The sequence below is a fragment of the uncultured Aquimarina sp. genome (genome assembly GCF_947500065.1).
In the GTDB taxonomy this organism is placed as follows: Bacteria; Bacteroidota; Bacteroidia; order Flavobacteriales; family Flavobacteriaceae; genus Aquimarina.
In genome coordinates this window covers 94,877-119,273 of sequence record NZ_CANMQT010000015.1, presented here as the reverse complement: position 1 = coordinate 119,273, position 24,397 = coordinate 94,877, and the positions used below count along the sequence as shown (strand labels likewise).

Here is a 24,397-nt window from a genome sequence, read left to right as displayed (position 1 = left end):
TTACTAATTTCACCGAACATCAATCGCTAAACAAACAAGTAATGAAAAAGGTATTAGTATTCATCTTATTTTTGACTTATATAACTACACATTCGCAATCATCACTTAAATCCGACAATATATATGTTTGTCCACCGTGTAATAGTACTTGTGATGCTTTGACTTTTGATAAACCCGGAATATGTAACCATTGTGAAATGAAGTTAATCACCAAAAAGGAATTAAATGAAAAGTATAAGGTAAAAACAAATAAGAAAATTGCCTTTTATTTACAACCTGGTATTGAAATATTAGATTTTGCCGGACCGATGGAGGTTTTTGCTTATGCAGATTTCGAAATATTTACAGTATCAAAAACTAAAGAGCCTATTATTTCTCAGGGGATTCTTAAAGTTTTACCCGATTATAGTATAGAAAATGCACCCAAAGCAGATATTCTAGCTTTTTTTGGAGGAAATGCTGCACAATCTTTTAAAGATCCTGATGTTATAAATTGGATTCAATCTCAAAAAGATATTGAATACCACTTCTCTGTCTGTACAGGTGTATTTGCCTTAGCAAATGCAGGAACCTTAGAAGGTATGACTGCTACTACTTTTCATAATGCTCTGGACGAGTTGGAGAATAATTACCCTAATATTACTGTTGTAAAAGATGCTCGTTTTGTGGATAATGGTAAAGTTATAACCACTGCAGGGATTTCTGCTGGTATCGATGGAGCATTGCATTTGGTTGCCAAGCTCCTAGGATTTAATGAGGCTAGAAAAATTGCCTATCATATGGAATATGACAAATGGGTTGCAGGAGAAGGACTAAACTTATCTAAACATAACCCTTATGATGGTTTTATAAACATTCCTAATCTCGAAAATTACACAGGAACGTATGAATATCTTGATAGCACTGAAGTAGTATTAAAAATAAACTCCAGAGAAAAATCTCTTTATGCTATTTTAGGCAAAAGAAACTACCCTCTATTTTATCTGGAAAAAGATGCCTTTCTAAACCTCAATAAAGATGAGATTACTTTTATAAAAGATAAAAACAATAAAATTATTGGTTATAAATCTTCCCGAGATCCTGAAATTATCTATAAGAAATTAAATTAACCTAAATGATACTAGTTAAGTTCCTTGATTCAACAAATTCCTGATAAAAATCATAGTCATCTTATTTAATATTTTCGATTTTTATAACTAGTAATGGTGAAAACAGAAAATATGAAACGTTTACTTGTATTGACAATGATACTTGTTATTATATATGCTTGCAAAAAGCAACCTGATACTGTAAAGCAAGAGATCACAACATCAAATTCTGTAAAGATTATTGACAAAAAAGAGAGCAACAATCAGTCGTCACCTATCTTTAAAGAACTGATTGCTTTTGCAAATATAGAAGCGGACTATGATACTAATCCAGAAAAATTCTTTCAAGTAAAAACTATTGATCCCAATGGAAATTTATCTGATTCAGATGTAACAGAAGGAATAGACTTATATAAAAAAGTATTTAAGTCCGAATCGGAAGATATCTTACCTATTTTCGAAATTGTAAATACTAATCAAGTCATTCTTATTGTTAAAGCGAAAGGTTATATGGATATTATTTGGGCTAAAGTTTTAGTGACTAAGAATACACAAGAAATCAGTAAGATATCTTTTGACCATATAGCAGAATCAGAAGGTTACGGAGCAGCAATAACCTATAATACATTTGAAAATAAATTTACCAGCGCAAAAATATCATTTTCTCAAAACACCTTCGGTCTAACACAAAACGGTAAAAATCTCATCAAAGGAGATCAAAAAATTGACGGAATATCGGGTGCCACTATTACTAGTCAGGCAGTTGTGCAAATGCTAAATACAGAATTAAAAAAATATCAAAGTTATTTACTTGATTGATATTCTTATGTAAACAATGTAAGGTCTATACTAATTTTTAAGATGAATTTCATTAAGACTCTCCATTCTGTTTCTTTCCAAGAAAGCATCAATGGTTTCGAAATGTTCGATGACTCTTTTGTCTTTAAATTCAAAAACTTTATTGGATAAACCTCTTAAGAAATCTCGATCATGAGATACAAGTATTAATGTACCATCAAAAGTTAACAATGCTTCTTTTAAAACGTCTTTGGACCTAATATCTAAATGATTGGTAGGTTCATCCAAAATTAAAACGTTTACTGGTTCCAGAAGCAATTTCACCATGGCTAATCGTGTTCTTTCTCCTCCAGAAAGCACACTTACTTTTTTATCAATGTTATCTCCACCAAACATAAATTGTCCGAGGATATTCTTAATCTGTGTTCTCACATCTCCCTTTGCTACTTCATCAACTGTTTGAAAAACCGTAAGATTAGGATCTAATAACGATGCTTGATTTTGTGCAAAATATCCCACTTTCGCGTTATGTCCAAGATCGCACTGTCCTTCAAAATCAATTTCTCCCATAATAGCTTTGATCATAGTGGATTTCCCTTCACCATTTCTACCTACAAAAGAAACCTTCTCTCCTCTTGCAATAGACATACTTGCATCTTTAAAAACTACGTGGTCATCGTATTTTTTGGATAAATCCTTCGCTATAACTGGATAATCTCCTGATCTTGCAGCAGCAGGGAATCGAAGTTTCAGAGAAGAAGTATCAATCTCATCAATTTCTATGATATCTAACTTCTCCAACATACGCTCACGAGAACTTACCTGATTTGTTTTAGAATACGTTCCTTTAAACCTATCTATAAATTGTTGCGTATCTGCGATAAATTTTTGTTGCTCCTGATATGCTTTTATCTGGTGAGCACGTCGATCTTCTCTCAATTGTAAATAGTGGCTATAGTTCGCTTTATAATCATAGATTCTACCCATAGTAACTTCAATAGTCCTATTGGTAATATTATCTATAAAGGCTTTATCATGAGAAATTACAATAACAGCCTTAGCTTTATTAAGTAAAAAATCCTCTAACCATATTACTGATTCTATATCCACGTGATTGGTAGGCTCATCCAGAAGAATAAGATCTGGTTTCTGCAGTAAAATTTTAGCTAGTTCAATACGCATTCTCCATCCTCCACTAAACTCACTAGTAGGTCTTGTAAAGTCTTCTCTCCTAAAACCTAATCCCTGCAATGCTTTTTCCACTTCCGCATCATAGTTCACTTCTTCTATAGCATAAAAACTTTCTCCTAAATCTGTCACCTTTTGGATAATCCCCATATACTCATCAGAATCATAGTCTGTACGAGTTTCTAGTTCTTTGTTAAGACGATCCATTTCGCTTTGCATCTCGTGAATTTGACCAAATGCTTTGGACGCCTCTTCAAATACCGTACAATCATCATCTGTTAACAAATGTTGTGGCAGGTAAGCTATCACGGCCTCTTTAGGACAACGTACATTTCCTTTGGTTGCTTTTTGAACACCAGCAATGATCTTCATCATTGTAGATTTACCAGCCCCATTCTTACCCATTAGGGCAATTTTATCATTCTCATTAATCACAAAAGAAACATTATTAAATAATGTTTCTCCGCTAAACTCTACCGCAATTCCGTCTACCGAGATCATATTATTTTATTTTAAAAATGCAAAACTATGAAAAAGGAACTCACAACAAAGAAATTATCACATAATAGATTCCAAAACTTCTATACTGCAAAACTGTAACAATTACACAAAACAATAATCTATAGTTATAAACCTTTCATCATGAGATCACTAATCAATCATTTACTCAGTATTTCGTTCAACTATTACAACATGAACAAGCCTATTCTTCTAATTTTAGTTTTCCTAATAAGTACTCCAATAATAGCTACTAGTATAGATGACAACAAATATGAATCTAATGGAGCAATAGCATATGCATACCCTATCGCTAATATTAAAATCGATGGAGATATTTCGGATTGGCCAACAGATCTTGCCAAATTTAAAATAGAAGATATTCCTTTTGGAGACAAACCAAAAAGTAAAGACGATTTTGCTGCATATTTTCAAGTAGGATATAACGTATCCGAACAATCCTTGTATATTTTGGTAACTGTGACAGATGATTCGCATATCACAGATACTTCAGAAAAAGCTGATTGGAATACACAAGACACTTATAATCTCTACATAGATGGTCAACATTCTCCTAAAGGATCTGGTTTAGATTTATACCAATTCGGAGAAAACTATAAAGAAATGATGGATCCGGCCACCAGTTGGGATCCAACTACCAAAAATCATAGTTGGGAACTAATAGAAATTAAGTTCAATCGAAAAGGAAATACAACTATTTATGAATGCAAAGTAAAATTAAATGATCAATTAGTAGAAGGAAAAACAATTGGAATTGATCACGTAATCATTGATAAAGACAAAGATGATGATGCTAGTACAAATACTTTTATTTCTTGGGGAAAAGGAGGAGGTAAAAGCCAATCATCATCTAGGTTAGGAGATATAATTCTTATGAAAACCCAAGAAACTACAGGAACTATTTCTGGGCAAATAAAATGGGAAGACAAAACCATAAAGGGCTTTCCTAATAGTATTCGGTTAACCTCTAAAACGAACTCCACTCGCTGGACTCAGACCGCAGTAGATTCTACAGGTGCCTATATGGTTGATCTTCCAGAAGGAGCTTATACGATTACTAATACTTATAGTTTTTATCTGCGCGATAATGAAGCCCATAGAATTGATGCTACAGGCGCTCACACAGAAGTTACTGTAAAAGCAGGTAACACAATCAAAGTTCCAACACTTATATTATCAATTACTCCAGAATTAGATCTAATTCCGGAAAAAGGAATATTACATAATTTTGATTCTAAAAACGCCTCAAAAGTGGATCAATTTATCAAAGCGTATCAGGAATATTATGAAATTCCAGGAGTATCACTAGCATTGATCAAAGACGGAAAACTAGCATATCATCAAACATATGGAGTAAAAAACACATATACTGAAGAAAAAGTAGACACAACCACTTTATTTGAAGCTGCATCCATCACCAAACCAGTATTTGGATTTGCGGTAATGCGATTAGCAGAACGAGGCGAGATTGACTTAGATAAACCTTTATATCAATACCTCCCTTTTGAAGTTATTGCCCACGATGAACGTTATAAATTGATTACTGCTAGACATGTGCTTACACATAAAACTGGTTTTCCAAACTGGGCATGGATGAACGATGATGGAAAACTAGATATTAAATTTACTCCGGGAACAGATTATAACTACTCAGGAGAAGGTTTTGAATACCTAAAACGAGTGGTAGCTCATATTACAAAGAAAGATATCAATGTCTTACTAAAAGAAGAAGTACTAACACCACTAGGATTGGAGCATACATATTTCGAAAAAAATGAATATCTGCAAAAGGTAGTAGCCAACGGTCATTTTGATAATATGGCTACAAGAACACAGTTGCCGGATCGAGCGGGCATGGCCTGGAGTATGCACACAGAAGCCAAAACGTTTACCAACTTCTTATTAGGACTATCTGATAAAAAAGGATTAAAACCAGAAACCTACAAACAGATGTTTAGTATACAAACTGAAGTTCCAAAGGATAAAGGTGAAAATAGACCAGGCTGGGATGAGTATTTTGGACTTAGCATCCATATGGAAAAAACACCATTTGGAGCCACTTTTGGACATGGTGGTAATAATGGAGATTTTAAATGTTTAGCTAGGATGTATCAAGACCTTGATATGGGTTTTGTAGTATTTACCAATAGTAATAATGGTGACCAGCTATATAACGGACTCATTGAGTTCTTAATAAGCGGTAAGATCGAGAAAGAATAAATATAACATCTCTTTTTTAGGTTTACAATTTATAGTGTTGTTTATGTTCTCCCCTGTTATTTTAACACATAAACAACACTAAAGCAAACATTTAACCACAATTTCTTTGAGAAAAATTTCTTATATTTAAAAACCCGTAGGTTAACTTCCCTTTATTATTTAACACTAAATAATAAATGTCACTATACTAGTGCTTGCCACTATGAAAATATGTGATGCTTAATATTTACACATAAAATAGTAATATTATGAAGGGGCCAACAAAACTAACTGGACAAAAAAAATTAGAAGCTAAATGGAGTTTTATAATTCCAGGCACACTACTCATTTTTGGTTTTATACTCTTAGTACTCTATTCTATAGTTTCAGAACCACATTGGACCAAAGTACTCTCCACATTATCCATGGTTATGCTAGCCAGTTTTTCTGTGGGAGCCTTAATTGGATTCATCTTTGGAATCCCGAGAACATTACAAGAAAACATTACAGAAGGTGTAAAATCCAATAGTAATCTAGAACAACTATCAGATTGGTTAACAAAAATAATTGTTGGTGTTGGATTAGTAGAATCTAAAGAAGTTTTTGAGTTAATTGGCGGCCTAGCTGAAAAACTATCATCAGGGTTTGCTAATGCGCCCTTAGGATATGCAATCATTGCCTCAACGCTTATTTTTTACTTTTTCGGTGGTTTTTTTATCAGCTATTTGTGGAGTAGAATTCTTTTAGAACGCATTTTCATGGAGAATATGGATACAGAACGTAGAATTGCTGCGCTTGAGGAGACTAAAGATATTCAGGACGAGATCAATGAATTACAATCTAATTATTCCAAAGAAAACTTAAAATCTATTATTGATAAAAGCCTTGAACAAATAAAAGATGCTAAAAAGCAGACTAATATTTTTGGGAAAATTATTGGAATCGCATATGATAAACTCGATTATTCATCTGTTAATATACTAGCTAATGAATATGATAGCAAATTGCAAATTTCAGCAAATACCTGGTCCGATATTGCCTTGGCAAATCTAAATTTATATAATAGTTCTCATAACAAAATATATGCTGATGGTGTAAACCTCGCTTGTAATCGATCTATAGAACTATTGCATAATTATGGTACTCCACAGATGATCAAAATATACCTTAATTTAGTAATGTATAAAAAGGCTAAAGACGAAAATAATGCTGAAAAAACAGCACTAACTAAAAATGAAATAAAAATCAACATAAACAATATCAAAATACTGGATACAATTACTGGTTATGAAGCATACGCATATATGCTGAAAAACGATACCACTATTTTTGGAAAATATAATGAGCTATTTAGAACTGACTTTAAACCAGAACACGAAGTACTTAAAGATAGATATCTAGAACATCTAAAAACGAGTAAAGGAGAGAAATAAAAATTATTAAATCCATCCATTAATGAGTCGTTACAAAACAACTTTTGAAACCTGGAACAAAATAGCCTCTATTTATGAGGAGGTATTTATGGATTTAGATTTGTATAATGATACGTATGCTCTATTTTGTAAGGAACTTATTAAGGAAAATCCATCTATTCTTGAACTTGGTTGTGGTCCTGGAAATATAACTAAACAGATACTATCCAAAAGACCTGATAGTAAAATTCTTGGAATCGATATTGCTCCAAATATGATAGCATTAGCCAAAAAAAATAACCCTTCAGCTAGTTTCAAAGTAATGGATGGAAGGAACATCGGTACTCTAAAATCTACATTCGATGGCATTATTACCGGTTTTTATATACCATATTTATCTAAATCAGATTGTTTCAGCTTTATAAAAGATTGTATTAGATTATTAAATAATCAGGGGATTCTATATATAAGTTTTGTGGAAGGTGACTATGATGATTCTGGCTATCAAACTGGTAGCACAGGCGATCAAATATATTTCTATTATCATGATCTGGATTTCCTAAAAAAGCAACTGGTCGAACATCAATTCTCCATAATCAATACACTACATAAACAGTATCCTAAAAAAGATGGAACAGTGGATACACACACAATTATTATTGCCAAACTAAGTATAAGATAGCAAATAGTAATATGATTATTCTTACAATCTGAATAAAAGAATAATGAGTATATTGGTAATTAAAGATGACGACTTAAAAAACCTTTTAATACAAATCACCATGAAATTCAAAGGATTTAAAGATATTGATAAACCTAGATCAAAAGTGATAGAAATATTTGCCGATCCTAAATACCTTGGTGAATTTCAGGAAGGATTTATACGAAAAGAACTAGTTAGCGGAATAGAAGGTCAAGATGGCACCATTTCTAAAATGTACTATAAACACGGTAAACATGATATGGAATTGACAGAAACGATTACGGCAAATCGTCTTCCTGATACGTTTGAAGCACATTATCATCACATTCATATGGACAACACAATGAAATGTTCCTTTATTGCTCTGGATGATCATAAAACCAGATATGAATATGAATTTGAGTATACCAGAATTAATTGGTTTATGCCAAAGCTTATGGCGATTCTGTTTCCCAGTGCTTATCGAAAACCCGCAGAAAAATGGATGAATAATTTTAAAACTCTTGTAGAGAAACAATAAAAGAATAATAGTACTCAATTCATAAATACAAGTTAGTCATGTGGGAAGAAAAATTAAAAATCTATGATCAATTAGTGAGTAAGTGCTCCCGATTCCAAAGAAAAGGAAAAACGATGCCTTATACTTCTGCTAATGGATATATGTTTTCCTTGTTTAATAAAGATTGTGAAATTGGAATTCGATTTTCTAAAGAAGTACAACAAAAATATATAGCTGAATTTCCTACCACTATTTATAAATCATATGGCGCTGTGATGAAAGGTTATATTCTGATTCCAGAAAGCATGTGGGATGACTTAGATACTCTGGCCAATTATCTAGATAAAAGCTATGATTATGTAATGTCTTTGGAACCAAAATAATAGTATCTAATATATGATGAACTCTCAATATATTGTAAGAGATGCAAATCCGGATGAGTTTACCAAAATTGGTGAGCTTATGGTAAAAGTCTATTCTCAGCTAGATGGATTTCCTAATCAAGAAGAACAACCCAATTATTATAAAACTCTTGCTAATATTGGAAGTTTAACTGAGAAACCAAATACCCGATTATTGATTGCTATTTCTGAGGGTGGTGAAATTGGCGGTGGTGTAGTTTATTTTAGTGATATGCAATATTATGGCTCTGGAGGAACTGCTCCCCAAGAAAAAAATGCAGCTGGTTTTAGGTTATTGGCTGTCGCCCCAGCGGCAAGAGGAAAAGGTATAGGTAGACTTCTAACAAAAACATGTATTGAATTCGCAAAAAATGAAAAGCAAAACCAAGTAATAATTCATTCTACTAAAGCTATGCAAATAGCTTGGAAAATGTATGAAAAATTAGGGTTCAAAAGATCAGAAGATTTGGATTTCAAGCAAGCAGAACTTTCTGTTTATGGCTTTAGATTAATGTTATAATATCAATACATCCAGGAAACATTTTCACTCTTCTTATAGCTTAAATGAGTCACGTTAACTAATTTAAAATCCATTCCTTGAGACAAGAATCAATCAAAAAATCTTTCACCTCCATATAAACCTGAATTCGAACAAAGCTAAAATGTTAAAAAAAACGTCAATTCGATTTCTATGACAAATCCAATTGGGGTCATTTTCTTACATCGAACTCAGATTATAACTATTACACTACACGAAACGATTAGATAAGGGAAAAAGCCCCTACTATTATCGGTTGTAAACCTATACAGAAACCGTTTTTTACTTATTGATTAACAGTGCATTACATGATATTTTTGTTCCCAGAAAGGTAATTCCGGAATACCTAAATTAAATTAATTACATACTTTTAAAACCTTTTAATTATGAAAAAATCAATTTTTAAAACACTGGCCATCGCTATGACTCTTGGAGTAGTATTTGTAGCATGTGATACCCATGAAGAAGAGCTACCAGATGAACAGCTACAAGAGTTACAAGAAACTCCAACTAAAAATGCTAAATATGTGAATGAACTAAATCAAACTTCTTTCGAAGTTGCAAAAATTCAAAAAGATGGGCATGAATATCATTTTATAGCAGTAGGTGATGAAGAAGAGATGATTGTAGCAGAAACGTTATATGGAGATGCTGCTAAAAATGCTGAAGAAAGTCTACATAGCATAGATCAATCACCATTCAACTTGTTTGTTTCTTTGACAGCATCTTCTGTATCCATTCCTGAACGCATTTCAAAAACAGCCAAAGATTCTGAGTTACAGCAATCTGGCAGGAATGTTGAAAAAAGTGATGTTTTATTAGAAATCAAAGATCCAAATTATACGGATATTTCAACTGAAAAAGCTTGTTACGATATCGGTTCTACTGACTTCAGAAATATATACTGTGGTGGCGTTCCTGTTGTATCTACTCCTACAGATATTCGTTATTGTGATAACGGATTATGGTATTCTTTAACAAGAAGCTCTATTTATGGTGGAGATTGGAAAGAACTTGATGATACCTATACCCGTACAAATGTAGTATGTGGATTAACCAGATTACAGTTCTATGCGTGGGAGAATACAGCTTCCTGGCCTTTTAGTGATTGGAAATGGGTACTAAAATATCAGGTTGACTTACCAAATGGATACTGGTACTACTACTACTATACATCTACCAATACAGAACGACAAGTAAAAAGAACAAGACCAACAAACAGTGGTTCTTTTAGAGCCTACACTAGATTCTACTAGTAAACCATATTACACAAAATAATTGAAACCCGTTATATATTCTTAGGAAGGTATAACGGGTCATTTATTTTACTAAAAATTAGTACCTTGATCATTCAATACGTATTCAAACTATTTGCATGACCACTAAACCCGAATTATATTTCAAGAACGATAAAGAATGGCGTCTTTGGCTTCACGAAAATCACTCAGTTAGTGATGGTATCTATTTAATTTTTTATAAAGTAGAAAGCAAACAACCAAGTATGCGTTGGGAAGAAGCAGTTAAAGTGGCACTTTGTTATGGATGGATTGATTCTACTGTAAAAAAGCTAGATAGCGAACGAAGGAGGCAATATTTCTGTCCACGCAAGCCCAAAAGCGTGTGGAGTAAACTAAATAAAACATATATCATTGATCTTATTAAAGATGATTTAATGCATCAAAACGGATTAAAATCAATTGACATTGCAAAAGAAAATGGGTCATGGACCGCTTTAGACAATGTAGAGAATGGTGTGATTCCTGAGGATCTACAGAAAGCTTTTGATACTAATAAAGAAGCCTTTACCAACTATCAAGGATTTAGTCCAAGTTATCGGAAAAATTATCTTTACTGGCTTAATCAAGCCAAGCGACAAGAAACAAGAGATAAAAGAATTATAGAAATCATACGATTATGTAAAGCTAATATCAAGACTAGAGATGGTGGTAGGTAAAATCTATTATAAATTATTACTTGTTACATCCGTTATAAGTTTCCATTAACAACACTTTAAGATATTTTGTTCTCGAATTCAGTATTTTCGGTTTAGATAAATCGAATATCATGCACAAACACATTATCACTACCCTATTCCTAGGAGTATTCCTAGTATTCAATTCCCAAGCACAGAAAGACAAAAAAGAAGAGAAATGGGATGTTTCTAATCCTAAAGGAGCATTTAATTATAAAGATCACACATTCACTACCGACGAAGGTACCTGGATGAATCTGGATGTCAGCCCCGATGGAAAAACAATAGTTTTCGATCTTATGGGAGATATTTACAGCATTCCTATTTCTGGAGGAAAAGCAAAAGTTTTACGCACTGGAATCCCATTTGAAGTACAACCTCGTTTTAGTCCTGATGGCAGTAAAATATCTTTTACCAGTGATGCTGGTGGTGGAGATAATATTTGGGTTATGAATACTAATGGTACTGACGCCAAACAAATTACCAAAGAAAAATTCAGGTTACTTAATAATGCAGCCTGGATGCCAGATAGTAATTATTTAATTGCCAGAAAACATTTCACATCTCAGCGTTCATTGGGAGCAGGAGAAATGTGGCAATTTCATATTACAGGAGGTTCTGGATTACAACTCACCAAAAGAAAAAATGATCAACAAGATGTAAACGAACCTAGTATCTCTCCCGACGGAAAATATATGTACTATAGTGAGGATATGTATTCAGGAGGATTCTTTCAATACAATAAGGATCCTAATAAACAAATCTATGTTATTAAAAGATATGATTTCGAAACAGGAAAAAACACAACTATTACCGGAGGACCTGGAGGAGCTGCAAGACCACAAGTATCCAGAGATGGTAAAAAACTAGCCTTTGTAAAAAGAATACGAACCAAAACCGTCTTATATATCCACGATCTGGAAACAGGCGAAGAATGGCCGATCTATGATCAGTTAAATAAGGATCAACAAGAAGCTTGGGCAATCTTTGGGGTATATCCAAATTTTAGTTGGATGCCTAATAATCAAGAAATCGTATTCTGGTCAGCAGGAAAGATCCATAAAATTAATGTTGAAAATTCTCAGGTAACCAATATCCCTTTTAATGTTGATGCTACTTTAAAAATTGCAGAAACCGTTCATTTTGATTCAGCTGTAGCTCCAAAAGAATTTACTTCTAAAGTAATTCGTCATGCAGTTACTTCTCCTGATGGAAAAACGATAGTTTTTAGTGCTCTTGGACATCTTTGGAGTAAAAAATTACCAAAAGGAAAACCTCAACGTCTAACCACACAAAAATCTGATTTTGAGTTCGAGCCAAACTTCTCTCCAGACGGTCAACATATAGTATATGTTACCTGGAATGATGAAAAACTAGGGGCTGTTTGTAAAATACCCGCTATAGGTGGAACTCCTACTATATTGACTTCAGAAAAAGGAATCTATAGAACTCCGGCATACAATTCTTCTAGTAGTCTAATTACCTACAGAAAAGAAGGAGGAAATAATGATCAGGGAAGAAGTTTCGGTAAAAAAACCGGGATTTATACAATGTCTGCTTCAGGAGCGAATGCAAAATTGATTTCACAAGAAGGAGCATATCCTACTTTTACTAAAGATGGAAAACGTATCTTTTATCAAACAGGAGGAACTTATTTTGGTAACCTTACTAAAGAGTTAAAATCTGTTGACCTTAATGGAAAGGACAAAAAAACACATGTAAAATCAAAATACGCAAATAGATTAGTGCCAAGCCCAGATAATCAATGGATTGCTTTTACTCATCTGCATAAAGCCTATATCGCTCCGTTAGTTATCAACGGAAAAGAAATCGATCTGGATAATAAATCTACATTTATTCCTGTGTCCCAGATATCCAAAGATGCTGGGATTAATCTACACTGGTCTAAGGATAGTAAAAAAGTATTCTGGACATTAGGTGATGAATATTTTTCGAATGAAATCAAAGACAGATTCACTTTCTTACCCAACTCTCCTGAAAAAGTAGGAGAAGTTGTTTCTAAAGGTGTTTCTATTGATTTAGTTGTAAAAACCGATGCTCCATCAGGAAAAATTGCTTTTACAAATGCACGTATTATAACCATGGAAGGTGATCAAGTTATTGAAGAGGGAACGATCATTATTAATGGAAATACTATTGAAAAAATAGGAAAAACAAGTGAAATAAGCATTTCTAGCGATGTAAAAGTATTCGATGTAAAAGGAAAAACAATTATGCCTGGTATTGTTGATGCACACGCACACGTAGGAGCATTCAGATATGGATTAACGACTCAGAAACATTGGCAATTGTATGCCAATCTAGCATTCGGAGTTACCACAGCACATGATCCATCCGCTAATACTGAAACCGTATTTAGTATTTCAGAACTAATAAAAAGCGGAAAAATGGTTGGGCCACGCCTCTACTCTACTGGTTTTATATTATACGGAGCTGATGGAGATTTTAAAGCTGTAGTAAATAACCTGGAAGATGCCAGATCTTCTATTCGGAGAACAAAAGCCTTTGGTGCAAAATCTGTAAAAAGCTATAATCAACCTCGAAGAGATCAAAGACAACAGGTAATGCAAGCTGCCCGAGAATTAGAAATTAATGTAGTTCCTGAAGGTGGTTCCACTTTTTATCATAACATGTCTATGATTATGGATGGACATACAGGAGTTGAACATAATATTCCTGTGGCTCCAGTGTATAAAGATGTATATGAATTATGGAAAACTAGTAAAACAGGGTACACTCCTACGCTAATTGTAAACTATGGAGGGATGAATGGCGAATATTTTTTCTACCAAAAAGATAATGTTTGGGAAAATGAAAAATTACTAAAATACACTCCTAGAAGTATTGTGGATGCACGTTCACGTCATAGAACCATGGTTCCTGATGAAGAATATGAGAATGGACATATTTTGGTTTCTAAAACTGCCACAAAATTAACCAATGAAGGCGTTAAAGTGAATCTTGGAGCACACGGTCAATTGCAAGGTCTTGGTGCTCATTGGGAGTTATGGATGTTACATCAAGGTGGTATGACCAATATGCAGGCATTACAAGCAGCTACAATAAATGGTGCAAATTATATTGGAGCCGGAAACGATATTGGCTCTCTTAAAGAAGGAAAATTAGCAGACTTGATTGTACTTGATAAAAATCCATTAGATAATATAAGAAATACAGAAACGGTAAAGTATACGATGGTTAATGGTCGATTATATGATACGGATACTATGAATGAAATTGGTAATACTTCTAAAGAAAGAACCAAGTTTTGGTGGGAGAATACCAAATCTAACACAGCATTTCCTTGGCATGAAGCATCACAAAGTTTTATGAAACCTGGCTGTGGATGTCACTTAGGACATAATTAAAATATAAGATGATGAGAAACCTAATTTCTTTTTTTATACTCGTTACAATACTAGTTCAAAGCTGTACTGAAATTAAGACCGAAGAAAAAGTCATAGTTGAAAAAGTACAAGAAGAAACAATCAATTACTTTGATTACACCAATCGAGATGATCAATTTATGGGAGGTATTAAAATGATACCTATTACTACTCCTAAAGGAGAATTTAAAGTCTGGACAAAACGAGTAGGTAATAACCCAAAAATCAAAGTGCTATTGCTCCATGGAGGTCCAGGAATGACACATGAAATCTATGAATGTTTTGATGGTTTTTTTCCTCAGGAAGGTATAGAATACTACTATTATGATCAACTAGGGTCTTACTATAGTGATCAGCCTAAAGATAAAAGTCTATGGGATCTAGATCGATTTGTAGAAGAAGTGGAACAGGTACGTATTGCTTTAGGATTAAATAAAGATAACTTTTATCTCTATGGACAGTCTTGGGGAGGGATTTTAGGAATGCAATATGCATTAAAATATCAAAAGAATTTGAAGGGGCTTATAATTTCTAATATGGTCGCTTCTATTCCTGAATACCAAAAGTATTCTGATGAAGTGTTAGCTCCTCGGTTAGATCCAGCGGTATTAAAGGAAATTATGAGTTATGAAGAAAAGGAAGATTATGCTAACGAACGATACTTAGATCTTATAGTACAACATTACTACACAAAACATATCATAAGAATGCCTGTAGACAAATGGCCGGAACCTATCAATAGATCTTTTAAACATCTTAATCCTGATGTATATGTTACGATGCAAGGTCCTAGTGAGTTTGGGATCAAAGGTGATGCTACCCTTAAAAACTGGGATGTGAAAAATGAATTGTCTAAAATAATAGTTCCAACCTTAGCTATTGGCGCAAAATATGACACTATGGATCCTAAAGAAATGGAATGGATTGCCAATGAAGTGCAACACGGCCGATATCTACATTGTCCAAACGGGAGTCATTTATCACAATTTGATGATCAAAAAAACTTCTTCAATGGTTTGATAAAGTTTATCAAAGATGTGGATAATGGAACATTTAACACCAAATAATATATGCAATTAGCACAAGTAAATATTGCCGAAATGTTAGCCCCCATTAATGATCCAATAATGGAAGATTTTGTAAATAACCTAGATCGTATTAATGAATTGGCAGAACAAAGCGATGGTTTCGTTTGGAGACTTAAAGGAGATGAAGGAAATGCAACAGCAATTACCGTATTTGACAATCTTTTTTTAATTATCAATATGTCCGTTTGGGAAAGTATAGAAACATTATTTGATTTCGTGTATAAAACTGCTCATTCTGATATATTAAAACGTAAAAAAGAATGGTTTCATAAAATGCCAAGAATGCATATGGCTTTCTGGTATGTAGAAAATGGTCATGAACCGTCTCCAGAAGAAGCAAAGGAACGATTATACTATCTACAAGAGTATGGAGAAACTCCTTATGCATTCACCTTTAAAAGTAAATTTACCACAGATGATGCTATCAATTATCAGAAACTATAAAATACTATTACTTACCCTTATACTATTAAGTATTTTGAGTTGTTCTGAAAAACAAAAGGAGCAATATGACACGGTTATTTCTAATATCAATTTGATTCAGATTGAAAATGGAGATATTGCAACAAAAACATTATATATCAATAATGGAAAAATTGTAAAACTCGAAGCAATAGATAGCGTCGACGCATATGATGCAAAAAACAAAATAGATGGCACAGGCAAATATCTTCTTCCTGGTTTCTGGGATAATCACATTCATTTGAGAGGAGGAAGTTCCTTAATAGAAGAAAACCGTAACCTACTCCCTCTTTTTATTGCTAATGGAATAACGACTGTACGAGATGCTGGAGGAGATCTAACCTTAGAGATTTTAAAATGGAAGAAAGAAATCAAAAACAAAACGTTAATTGGCCCAACTATATATACCTCAGGACCTAAACTTGATGGAGCAAATGCAACTTGGGCAGGTTCCTTATCAATAGAATCTCCAGAAGATATTACTAATGCACTTGATTCTTTAGAAAAAATCCCTTCTGATTTTGTAAAAATATATGATAGCCGAATTTCCAGAGAAAACTACCTAGCTATATTAAAACAGGCTACAGATAGAAAAATAATCTCTTCAGGTCACATGCCATTTACCGTGAAGCTTGATGAAGCATTAGATTCTGGAATTGGAGCGATCGAACATTTGTATTATATTCTGAAAGGATGTTCTGCCAAAGAATCTGAAATTACACAGGCAATAATCAATAAGGAACTTGGTTTCTGGAATGCAATGGATGATCTGATTCTGAGTTATGAAGATTCAACTGCTCAGAAGACATTTCGTAACCTAAAAAATACTAATACATATGTAGTTCCGACATTACATATTGGTAATATATTAAGCTATCTGGATGAAGTTGATCATACAGCTGATCCTTATCTGAAAATTATTGGAAAAGGAATCATTAAAACCTACGAAGGTCGCATCAAAAGAGCTTTAAATTCATCAGAAGAAGCTAAGAAGTCAAGAAAAGAGCTAAATACCTTTTTTAAAAACTTAACAAAATCCTTACAAGATGCAGACGTAAAACTTCTGGCCGGATCCGATAGCGGAGCATACAACTCTTATACATATGCTGGTATTTCATTGCATCAAGAATTAGAAGCTATGGTTTTGGCAGGGTTATCGCCAATTGAAGCTATACAAACCTCAGCATACAACGGATCAAGGTTTCTTAAAAAAGATACGATATCCGGCACCATAGCAATTGGAAAAAACTCAGATCTGGTAATCCTGAATAGCAATCCAATACAAAACATTAAAAACACTCAAGATATTTATAGAGTAATCAAAGGAGATCAAATCTATGATCCTAAAAAAATCACTGAAAAATATGATTGTTTAGAGTGCTTTACCTTTAAAAACTAAATGTTACCGTCATGAAAAAACATCTTCTTCTGCTCATTGCTATCTCGTTAATAGCGTGTTCCCAGACAAAACAAAAACAAGTAAGTAAGACCGCTATTCTTATCTCAGATGTCAATATCATCAATGTTAGTAATGGTGATGTACTAAAAAAGAAACAGGTTATTATCGATTCTGGAAAGATCAAGAGTATTTCTAATACAGTTGAAAACTCTGATCTCTATGGTACAAAGATTAATGCCGAAGGAAAATATATGATTCCTGGATTAGCAGAAATGCATGCTCATATTCCACAGCCTTCCACTAGCAAAGAACGAATTGAAGAAGTATTATTCCTTTATATTTCTAATGGTATTACTACAATTAGAGGAATGTTAGGTCATCCATCACATATAGAATTAAGAGAAAAAGCCTCGTCTGGTGAAATACTGAGTCCAAGAATTTTTACTGCCAGTCCTTCTCTTAACGGAAACTCAATTACAACAAAAGAGGAAGCGATTGCTAAAGTAACAGCGTATCAAAAAGAAGGATATGATTTCTTAAAAATCCATCCGGGAATCAAATTAGATGTTTTTAACCAAATGGTAAAAACCGCCAAAGAGGTAAATATCTCTTTTGCAGGACATGTACCAGTCGATGTAGGTGTTAGACATGCCCTAAAAAGCCAATTTGCCGCAATTGATCACGTGGATGGTTTTCTGGAAGGTTTAGTTCCAGAATCCAAAAATGTAAATCCTTCTGACAATGGTTTTTTTGGGTATAATTTCACTCCATTAGCCGATGATTCTAAAATCGATGAGCTTGTAAAACTTTCTAAAAAAAATCAAGTTTGGATTGTTCCCACACAGAGTTTATTTGAGCGATGGTTTGCTCCGGTAACCGCTGATGTATTATTAAAAGACGCAGAAATGAAGTATATGCCTGCTTCTACATTAGCCAATTGGAAACAGAGAAAAGGGCAATACACCGAGGATAACCCTAATTTTAATGAAGAGCAATGGATAGAATTTAATAGGATTAGAAGAAAGTTAATCAAAGCCTTACAAGATCAGGGTCATGGCATGTTATTAGGATCTGATGCTCCTCAATTATTTAATGTACCGGGATTCTCAATTCATCATGAAATCGACGGAATGAAACAAGCCGGTTTAACTCCTTTACAAATATTGCAATCTGGAACCATAAACCCTGCTACGTTTTTTAATCAAAAAGAGACTTTTGGGCAAATAAAAGAAGGATTGGATGCAGATTTAGTTATTTTGGATGCTAACCCTTTAGAAAATATCAAATCATTACAACAAATCTCTGGAGTTATGGTAAAAGGAACCTGGCTTTCTAAAGAAACAATTGATAAAAAACTAGAAGAAATCGCTAGAAACGCTGCAAATAATTAACTTTAGAAAAAACCTATCTGCCAACATAAACAAACGGAATCTTTATAAAATAAAAACCTATGAAAAAAATTCTCTTCCTATTGACTGTATTAGTATGTTCTTATAATACGATTGCTCAAGAAAATACTATTCCAAACGTAGAAGTAACGAATCCAAAAGGTGAAAAAGTAAAAATCATCGATGCTATTGATAAATTAACCATAATTGATTATTGGGCTACTTGGTGTAAACCTTGTATTGAAGAAATGCCATATCTTGAAGAAATTGAAAAAAAATATAACGGAAAACTAAATGTTATATCTATTTCGGCTGATACGAGTGAAACCCCTTGGAAAAAATATCTTATTAAAAAGAAAAAAACGGGACATCAATATTGGGTATCTTCAGATAGTCCTCTAATGAATTTAATTACTGAAACCGTTGCCTTAGATGATGGCAGAAAAGCAACAAGTTGGGCAATACCTCGCTTTTTTCTTGTAAATAAAGAAGGGGAAATTCTTAACAAACAATGCCCAGCACCATCCAGCGGACATTTAGAAGCTTTAATAGATCAATATTTATAAAGAATGAGAACCTTTCCAAAATCTTAATGATGAAAAAAATTATTAATCTAACACTCTTCCTATTATTTTTTTCGCTTCAGACAGAAGCCCAGAAGGTAAAAGTACCCGTTGACACTATTGTAGTGACAAATCATACCACAACTATAAAAGGAAAAACAATTCCTTATAAAGCGACTACAGGATTTCAACCTGTTTGGAATGAAATGAGAGAGCCTGTTGCATCTCTATTTTATACTTACTACAAGAGAAGTGATATTAAAAATGATGAAAACAGACCTCTATTAATCTCTTTTAACGGTGGTCCTGGATCAGCATCTGTATGGATGCATGTAGCGTACACAGGACCTAGAATACTAAAGATCGATGATGAAGGGTTTCCTATTCAACCATACGGAATTAAAGCAAATCCCAATTCAATATTAGATGTTGCAGACATCGTATTTGTAAATCCTGTAAATACTGGATACTCCAGAATGATTGAAGATAAAGAAGGGAAACTTCCGGATAAGAAACTATTTTTTGGAGTTAATGAAGATATCACATATCTAGCAGAGTGGATCAATACCTTTGTAACACGAAACAATCGCTGGCGTTCACCAAAATATCTAATAGGAGAAAGCTACGGAACCACAAGAGTTTCTGGTCTAGCTTTAGCATTACAAAACAATCATTGGATGTATCTAAACGGCGTTATTCTTGTATCACCTACTGAGATAGGTTTTAAATTCGACGGTCCAGTAGAAGTAGCCAATCGCCTTCCTTATTTCGCAGCCGCCGCCTGGTATCATAAAATGTTACCTTCAGAATTACAAAATAAAGATCTGTTAGAAGTACTAGCTGAGGCAGAAGACTATACTATTAATCAGCTCCTTCCTGCGATAGTAAAGGGAGGATATTTAGATACTGCGAAAAAAGAAGAGGCTATTACTAAAATGGCTTACTATTCTGGATTATCGAAAAAAACAATTCGTCAAAATAATCTAGAAGTTCCAAAAAGTTATTTCTGGAAAGATCTTCTTAGAGAAAAAGAAGGACTAACCATCGGTAGATTGGATTCCAGATATAAAGGGATGGATATTAAAGAATCTGGAGATAATCCAGATTACAATAGTGAATTAACTGCTTGGTTACATGCATTTACACCTGCTATTAATTATTATATCGGTCAAGAATTAAATTTTAAAACAGATTTAAAATATAATATGTTTGGCCCTGTAAGGCCATGGGATAGAACTAAAGGCAATAATACAGGAGAAAACCTAAGAAAAGCTATGACAATGAATGCTAACCTGCATACAATGATTCAATCAGGTTATTATGATGGAGCCACAACGTATTTTAATGCAAAATATGTAATGTGGCAGCTTAATACTAATGGAAAACTTTCAGATCGATTAAGTTTTAAAGGGTATCGTAGCGGTCATATGATGTACTTAAGAAATGAAGACCTCATTAAAGCAAATGAAGATATCAGGTCTTTTATTACGAAATCTTCTTCAAATATTGCTAAAGGATCCAAATACTAAGTTATGGACGCTATTATTAAGATCAAACCATTAGGCTTTACCTGGGAAACCAGTGATCCATTTTTATTTTGTGCATATCACGAAGATCAGTACCCTAAAGGAAATGAAAAACTAGGTCCCGATGCTTCGTTAGCAGGAAGAAATATTGGTCAAGATTTTATACTAAAAGATGGATGGAGGATGTACCATGGCAGTACAGTTCCAGGTTTTCCTGCACATCCACATCGCGGTTTCGAAACCGTCACTATAGTTCAAAAAGGCTTGGTAGATCATTCTGATTCACTAGGTGCAGCTGGACGTTTTGGGAATGGAGATGTTCAATGGATGACAGCTGGCAAAGGCGTACAGCATTCCGAAATGTTTCCTCTTTTAAATAGAGAAGAAGAAAATCCATTTTTATTATTCCAAATTTGGCTTAACCTTCCCAGAGATAAGAAAATGGTAGCTCCACATTTCAAAATGCTTTGGAATGAAGAGATACCAAAAGTGATTGTAAAAGATAAAAAAGGAAATACCACAGAAATAACCATAATTGCTGGAAATTCAGAAGGAAAAACCGCTATAGATCCAGCTCCTGATTCTTGGGCTGCCAGCCCAAAAAATGAAATTAATATCTGGACAATAAAAATGGCTCCTAACTCCGAATACACTTTTCCAAGTGCTTCTGAAGAAATTAATCGTTCTATTTATTTTTTTAAAGGAAATGAAATTGAAAGTGAAGGATATACCATTCCCGTAAATCACCAAATCATTACACAAGCCCATAAAGATTTAACCATTAAAAACGGTAATACGGAATCTCATTTCTTATTACTACAAGGGAAACCTATCAATGAACCTATAGTGAAACAAGGACCATTTGTTATGAATAGTCAATCAGAAATTCGAAATGCTATTCAAGAGTATCAGAAAACAGAATTTGGTGGATGGCCTTGGCCTAGTTATGATCACGTTCACGCAAAATCTAAAGGACGTTTTGCTTTATATCCAGATGGAACTAAAATTAATAAAAGCACTTAACTGTGTAGTATAGAATACTATAGCCTATTTTACTTGTAGATTTTGATCTATTTCTCTTTCAAAACTACTATTAAAATACTATCTTTATTTAAGGGAATAAAAAAGTTAAGTGTTTAAACGACCTACATCTATGCTAAAAAAACTACTGTGTTTATTCCCATTCTTTCTTCTACTTTCAGTAGTATGCTCTTGCTCAAAATCTTTAACCTTAAGTGATTTAGAAGAAAAATTACTACAACAAAATGATAGTATTACAGTCGCCATATATCCTTATTACCCGCCTTATCAATTTGTAAATGAACAAAATGAAATTGATGGTATTTTTATAGATTACTTAAAACTCATAGAACAGAAAATTGGTTATAAATTTAAGACAAAGCGATACGAAGATTGGCCAAAATTACTAAAGGATGTAAAGGATAACAAAGTTCAATGTATTCTGGAAATTCAGAAGACCGAAGGACGAAAATCCTATTTAAAATTCTATACTCCCTTATTTATATCTCCACATGTAATTGTTACTAGAAATGAAGCTAGCTTTGGAAATGACATAAAAAGTCTAAATGACAAAACAATTGTACTTCCTGAAGATTATGCTATAACCGAAAACTTAAAAAATACGTATCCCGATTTTAATATTGTGACTGATAAAGATGAATTAACTTGTTTATCAAAACTAAATTCTGGTGAATATGACGCTTATATAGGCCCTAAAGCTTTAGTCAGTTATTATGTTAGGTTAAAAAGACTAGATAACCTGAAAATGAACTCTGGCATTGGTTTAGATTATAAACCAGGATTAGCCGTAAATAAAACGAATACTGTTCTTGATGGAATTCTTTCTAAAGCACTTTCTAGCATAACAAAAAAAGAAAAAGAGTCGATCCTAAATAGCTGGTACTACAGCAATGTTATTCCTTTTTATCAAACTCCCAAGTTCTGGATACTCATATCTTTAATCATCTTATTACTATTTATCGTTGTAGTATCTTTCAATTCTTATCTAAAATTTAAGATAAAACAGAAAGCAGAAGAACTAATAATAGCCAGAGATATTGCGGAAGAAAGCAATCGGTTAAAAACAAACTTTATAAATAATATACCGCAAGAGATACGGACTCCAATGAATGGTATTGTTGGTCTTTCAGAGTTTTTGGACGACGAAAATTTAAGTTCTGAAGAAAGACAAAAATATACTCAAATGATCATTGGAAATAGTAAAGAATTATTATCCATTATCGATAATATTCTAGAAATTTCTCAATTACAAACTAAAAGATTTACACTTCGATTAGTAGAAATTAATCTTAAGGATGTATTCCGAACATTGGTTTCATATTATGATGCGAAAGCTGAAGAAAAGAACACAAAATTTTATATCAAAAACAATTTAACGCATACAGAGAATTTAGTATTAATGGATCGACCTAAGCTAAATAAAATTCTGAATGCCTTAGTTGATAATGCTGTTAAATATACCAATCATGGATCCATAGATATTTTATGCAAAGTAATAGGTGATTTCCTATTTATTTCTATAAAAGATACTGGTATTGGTATTAATGAAAAAAATAAAAATAAAATCAAAAAGAGTTTAGCATCTGATTGGAAAAACACAATCGGGGAATATGAAGGAATGGGTTTAGGGTTAACCATAGCCAAAAAAAATTCAGATTTTATAGGAGGTCAAATTACACTTACAAGTGAAAAAAATGAAGGAAGCACTTTTACTTTAAAAGTACCTTACAACCCTACGGCATCAATAGCCAAAACAGGTAATATATCAAATAAAGACAAAAGCTATTCAAAAAAAGAAAAACATATTATTCTAATTGCAGAAGATGGGGAAACTAACTTCTTGTTTCTAAAAACAATTCTGACCAAAATGAATGATTATGATTTCACAATCTATAGAGCAAAAAATGGTCAAGAAGCAGTAACAATTTGTCAAGAAAACGAAAACATTGATTTAGTACTTATGGACATTAAAATGCCAATCATGGATGGTTATGATGCTACTTCTTATATCAAAAAAATGAGACCTAATTTACCTGTGATAGCTCAAACGGCGTATTCTATTGAAGAAGACGTACAAAAGGCATTGGATGCTGGTTGTGATGATTTTGTTTCGAAACCTGTAGACAGAAAAGTACTTAAACCAATTCTGAATAAATATTTTCGCGTTTTCAAAAATAAAAATATGACTACCAACTCGAAGTAACAT

20 protein-coding genes are annotated in these 24,397 nt (G+C 33.2%); 19 read left to right on the top strand and 1 reads right to left on the bottom strand.

Translation table 11 applies throughout. The features are described from left to right. Window positions 1–41: 41 nt before the first annotated feature. Both Q0975_RS26095 and Q0975_RS26090 read left to right on the top strand, forming a co-directional pair. Complete coding sequence (locus Q0975_RS26095; protein WP_299443115.1) at window positions 42–1,109, top strand: DJ-1/PfpI family protein; 1,068 nt, start codon at window positions 42–44, stop codon at window positions 1,107–1,109. 111 nt (window positions 1,110–1,220) lie between these two features. After that, entirely contained in the window at window positions 1,221–1,907 is a 687-nt protein-coding gene (locus tag Q0975_RS26090) for an FMN-binding protein (protein WP_299443112.1), read from the top strand. 30 nt (window positions 1,908–1,937) lie between these two features. Here Q0975_RS26090 and Q0975_RS26085 read toward each other — a convergent pair whose 3' ends face one another. After that, window positions 1,938–3,575, bottom strand: a complete 1,638-nt coding sequence (locus tag Q0975_RS26085) for an ABC-F family ATP-binding cassette domain-containing protein (RefSeq protein WP_299443109.1) — start codon at window positions 3,573–3,575, stop codon at window positions 1,938–1,940. A gap of 141 nt (window positions 3,576–3,716) precedes the next feature. On the opposite strand from Q0975_RS26085, the gene Q0975_RS26080 reads away from it, so the two are divergent. The 17 genes from Q0975_RS26080 (at window position 3,717) to Q0975_RS26000 (ending at window position 24,394) form a co-directional block, all read left to right on the top strand. Then, window positions 3,717–5,813 carry a serine hydrolase gene (locus Q0975_RS26080; RefSeq protein WP_299443106.1) on the top strand — a complete coding sequence of 699 codons (2,097 nt, stop codon included), beginning with the start codon at window positions 3,717–3,719 and terminating at the stop codon, window positions 5,811–5,813. Between the two features lie 248 nt (window positions 5,814–6,061). Further along, a complete protein-coding gene (locus Q0975_RS26075; protein WP_299443103.1) occupies window positions 6,062–7,225 on the top strand; it encodes a hypothetical protein in 1,164 nt (387 codons plus the stop codon). A gap of 22 nt (window positions 7,226–7,247) precedes the next feature. Further along, window positions 7,248–7,886, top strand: coding sequence for a class I SAM-dependent methyltransferase (locus Q0975_RS26070; protein ID WP_299443100.1), 639 nt, complete (start codon window positions 7,248–7,250; stop codon window positions 7,884–7,886). A 43-nt stretch (window positions 7,887–7,929) separates the two neighbouring features. Continuing rightward, window positions 7,930–8,427: an SRPBCC family protein gene (locus Q0975_RS26065; protein WP_299443097.1), complete on the top strand. Its 498-nt coding sequence runs from the start codon at window positions 7,930–7,932 to the stop codon at window positions 8,425–8,427. A 38-nt stretch (window positions 8,428–8,465) separates the two neighbouring features. Further along, window positions 8,466–8,789 (top strand): hypothetical protein, encoded by a 324-nt coding sequence (locus Q0975_RS26060; RefSeq protein ID WP_299443094.1) that lies wholly within the window; start codon window positions 8,466–8,468, stop codon window positions 8,787–8,789. Window positions 8,790–8,802: 13 nt separating this feature from the next. Then, the gene (locus tag Q0975_RS26055; protein ID WP_299443092.1) at window positions 8,803–9,327 is read left to right on the top strand and encodes a GNAT family N-acetyltransferase; all 525 of its coding nucleotides are present in this window, start codon (window positions 8,803–8,805) and stop codon (window positions 9,325–9,327) included. A gap of 404 nt (window positions 9,328–9,731) precedes the next feature. After that, window positions 9,732–10,601, top strand: coding sequence for a hypothetical protein (locus Q0975_RS26050; RefSeq protein ID WP_299443089.1), 870 nt, complete (start codon window positions 9,732–9,734; stop codon window positions 10,599–10,601). 119 nt (window positions 10,602–10,720) lie between these two features. Beyond that, window positions 10,721–11,299 (top strand): YdeI/OmpD-associated family protein, encoded by a 579-nt coding sequence (locus tag Q0975_RS26045; RefSeq protein WP_299443086.1) that lies wholly within the window; start codon window positions 10,721–10,723, stop codon window positions 11,297–11,299. A gap of 110 nt (window positions 11,300–11,409) precedes the next feature. Next, the gene (locus Q0975_RS26040) at window positions 11,410–14,706 is read left to right on the top strand and encodes an amidohydrolase family protein (protein WP_299443083.1); all 3,297 of its coding nucleotides are present in this window, start codon (window positions 11,410–11,412) and stop codon (window positions 14,704–14,706) included. A gap of 11 nt (window positions 14,707–14,717) precedes the next feature. Further along, window positions 14,718–15,791: a proline iminopeptidase-family hydrolase gene (locus tag Q0975_RS26035; RefSeq protein WP_299443080.1), complete on the top strand. Its 1,074-nt coding sequence runs from the start codon at window positions 14,718–14,720 to the stop codon at window positions 15,789–15,791. Between the two features lie 3 nt (window positions 15,792–15,794). Further along, window positions 15,795–16,256: a DUF3291 domain-containing protein gene (locus tag Q0975_RS26030; protein WP_299443077.1), complete on the top strand. Its 462-nt coding sequence runs from the start codon at window positions 15,795–15,797 to the stop codon at window positions 16,254–16,256. After that, window positions 16,228–17,673, top strand: a complete 1,446-nt coding sequence (locus tag Q0975_RS26025; RefSeq protein WP_299443074.1) for an amidohydrolase family protein — start codon at window positions 16,228–16,230, stop codon at window positions 17,671–17,673. The genes Q0975_RS26030 and Q0975_RS26025 overlap by 29 nt, the downstream gene beginning before the upstream one ends. Before the next feature lie 11 nt (window positions 17,674–17,684). After that, a complete protein-coding gene (locus Q0975_RS26020) occupies window positions 17,685–19,064 on the top strand; it encodes an amidohydrolase family protein (protein ID WP_299443071.1) in 1,380 nt (459 codons plus the stop codon). A 59-nt stretch (window positions 19,065–19,123) separates the two neighbouring features. Then, window positions 19,124–19,627 carry a TlpA disulfide reductase family protein gene (locus Q0975_RS26015; RefSeq protein ID WP_299443068.1) on the top strand — a complete coding sequence of 168 codons (504 nt, stop codon included), beginning with the start codon at window positions 19,124–19,126 and terminating at the stop codon, window positions 19,625–19,627. A gap of 29 nt (window positions 19,628–19,656) precedes the next feature. After that, entirely contained in the window at window positions 19,657–21,153 is a 1,497-nt protein-coding gene (locus Q0975_RS26010; protein ID WP_299443066.1) for a carboxypeptidase, read from the top strand. 3 nt (window positions 21,154–21,156) lie between these two features. Then, window positions 21,157–22,173: a pirin family protein gene (locus Q0975_RS26005; RefSeq protein WP_299443063.1), complete on the top strand. Its 1,017-nt coding sequence runs from the start codon at window positions 21,157–21,159 to the stop codon at window positions 22,171–22,173. Between the two features lie 130 nt (window positions 22,174–22,303). Then, window positions 22,304–24,394 carry a transporter substrate-binding domain-containing protein gene (locus Q0975_RS26000; RefSeq protein ID WP_299443060.1) on the top strand — a complete coding sequence of 697 codons (2,091 nt, stop codon included), beginning with the start codon at window positions 22,304–22,306 and terminating at the stop codon, window positions 24,392–24,394. The last annotated feature ends 3 nt before the right edge of the window (window positions 24,395–24,397 follow it).

What these genes read in the sequence shown, in the direction of transcription:
- Q0975_RS26075 (WP_299443103.1), top strand. Translation starts at nt 6,062, where the DNA reads ATGAAGGGGCCAACAAAACTAACTGGACAAAAAAAATTAGAAGCTAAA.
- Q0975_RS26090 (WP_299443112.1), top strand. Translation starts at nt 1,221, where the DNA reads ATGAAACGTTTACTTGTATTGACAATGATACTTGTTATTATATATGCT.
- Q0975_RS26095 (WP_299443115.1), top strand. Translation starts at nt 42, where the DNA reads ATGAAAAAGGTATTAGTATTCATCTTATTTTTGACTTATATAACTACA.
- Q0975_RS26065 (WP_299443097.1), top strand. Translation starts at nt 7,930, where the DNA reads ATGAGTATATTGGTAATTAAAGATGACGACTTAAAAAACCTTTTAATA.
- Q0975_RS26045 (WP_299443086.1), top strand. Translation starts at nt 10,721, where the DNA reads ATGACCACTAAACCCGAATTATATTTCAAGAACGATAAAGAATGGCGT.
- Q0975_RS26050 (WP_299443089.1), top strand. Translation starts at nt 9,732, where the DNA reads ATGAAAAAATCAATTTTTAAAACACTGGCCATCGCTATGACTCTTGGA.
- Q0975_RS26025 (WP_299443074.1), top strand. Translation starts at nt 16,228, where the DNA reads ATGATGCTATCAATTATCAGAAACTATAAAATACTATTACTTACCCTT.
- Q0975_RS26055 (WP_299443092.1), top strand. Translation starts at nt 8,803, where the DNA reads ATGATGAACTCTCAATATATTGTAAGAGATGCAAATCCGGATGAGTTT.
- Q0975_RS26020 (WP_299443071.1), top strand. Translation starts at nt 17,685, where the DNA reads ATGAAAAAACATCTTCTTCTGCTCATTGCTATCTCGTTAATAGCGTGT.
- Q0975_RS26010 (WP_299443066.1), top strand. Translation starts at nt 19,657, where the DNA reads ATGAAAAAAATTATTAATCTAACACTCTTCCTATTATTTTTTTCGCTT.
- Q0975_RS26035 (WP_299443080.1), top strand. Translation starts at nt 14,718, where the DNA reads ATGAGAAACCTAATTTCTTTTTTTATACTCGTTACAATACTAGTTCAA.
- Q0975_RS26085 (WP_299443109.1), bottom strand. Translation starts at nt 3,575, where the DNA reads ATGATCTCGGTAGACGGAATTGCGGTAGAGTTTAGCGGAGAAACATTA.
- Q0975_RS26005 (WP_299443063.1), top strand. Translation starts at nt 21,157, where the DNA reads ATGGACGCTATTATTAAGATCAAACCATTAGGCTTTACCTGGGAAACC.
- Q0975_RS26060 (WP_299443094.1), top strand. Translation starts at nt 8,466, where the DNA reads ATGTGGGAAGAAAAATTAAAAATCTATGATCAATTAGTGAGTAAGTGC.
- Q0975_RS26000 (WP_299443060.1), top strand. Translation starts at nt 22,304, where the DNA reads ATGCTAAAAAAACTACTGTGTTTATTCCCATTCTTTCTTCTACTTTCA.
- Q0975_RS26015 (WP_299443068.1), top strand. Translation starts at nt 19,124, where the DNA reads ATGAAAAAAATTCTCTTCCTATTGACTGTATTAGTATGTTCTTATAAT.
- Q0975_RS26080 (WP_299443106.1), top strand. Translation starts at nt 3,717, where the DNA reads ATGAGATCACTAATCAATCATTTACTCAGTATTTCGTTCAACTATTAC.
- Q0975_RS26070 (WP_299443100.1), top strand. Translation starts at nt 7,248, where the DNA reads ATGAGTCGTTACAAAACAACTTTTGAAACCTGGAACAAAATAGCCTCT.
- Q0975_RS26030 (WP_299443077.1), top strand. Translation starts at nt 15,795, where the DNA reads ATGCAATTAGCACAAGTAAATATTGCCGAAATGTTAGCCCCCATTAAT.
- Q0975_RS26040 (WP_299443083.1), top strand. Translation starts at nt 11,410, where the DNA reads ATGCACAAACACATTATCACTACCCTATTCCTAGGAGTATTCCTAGTA.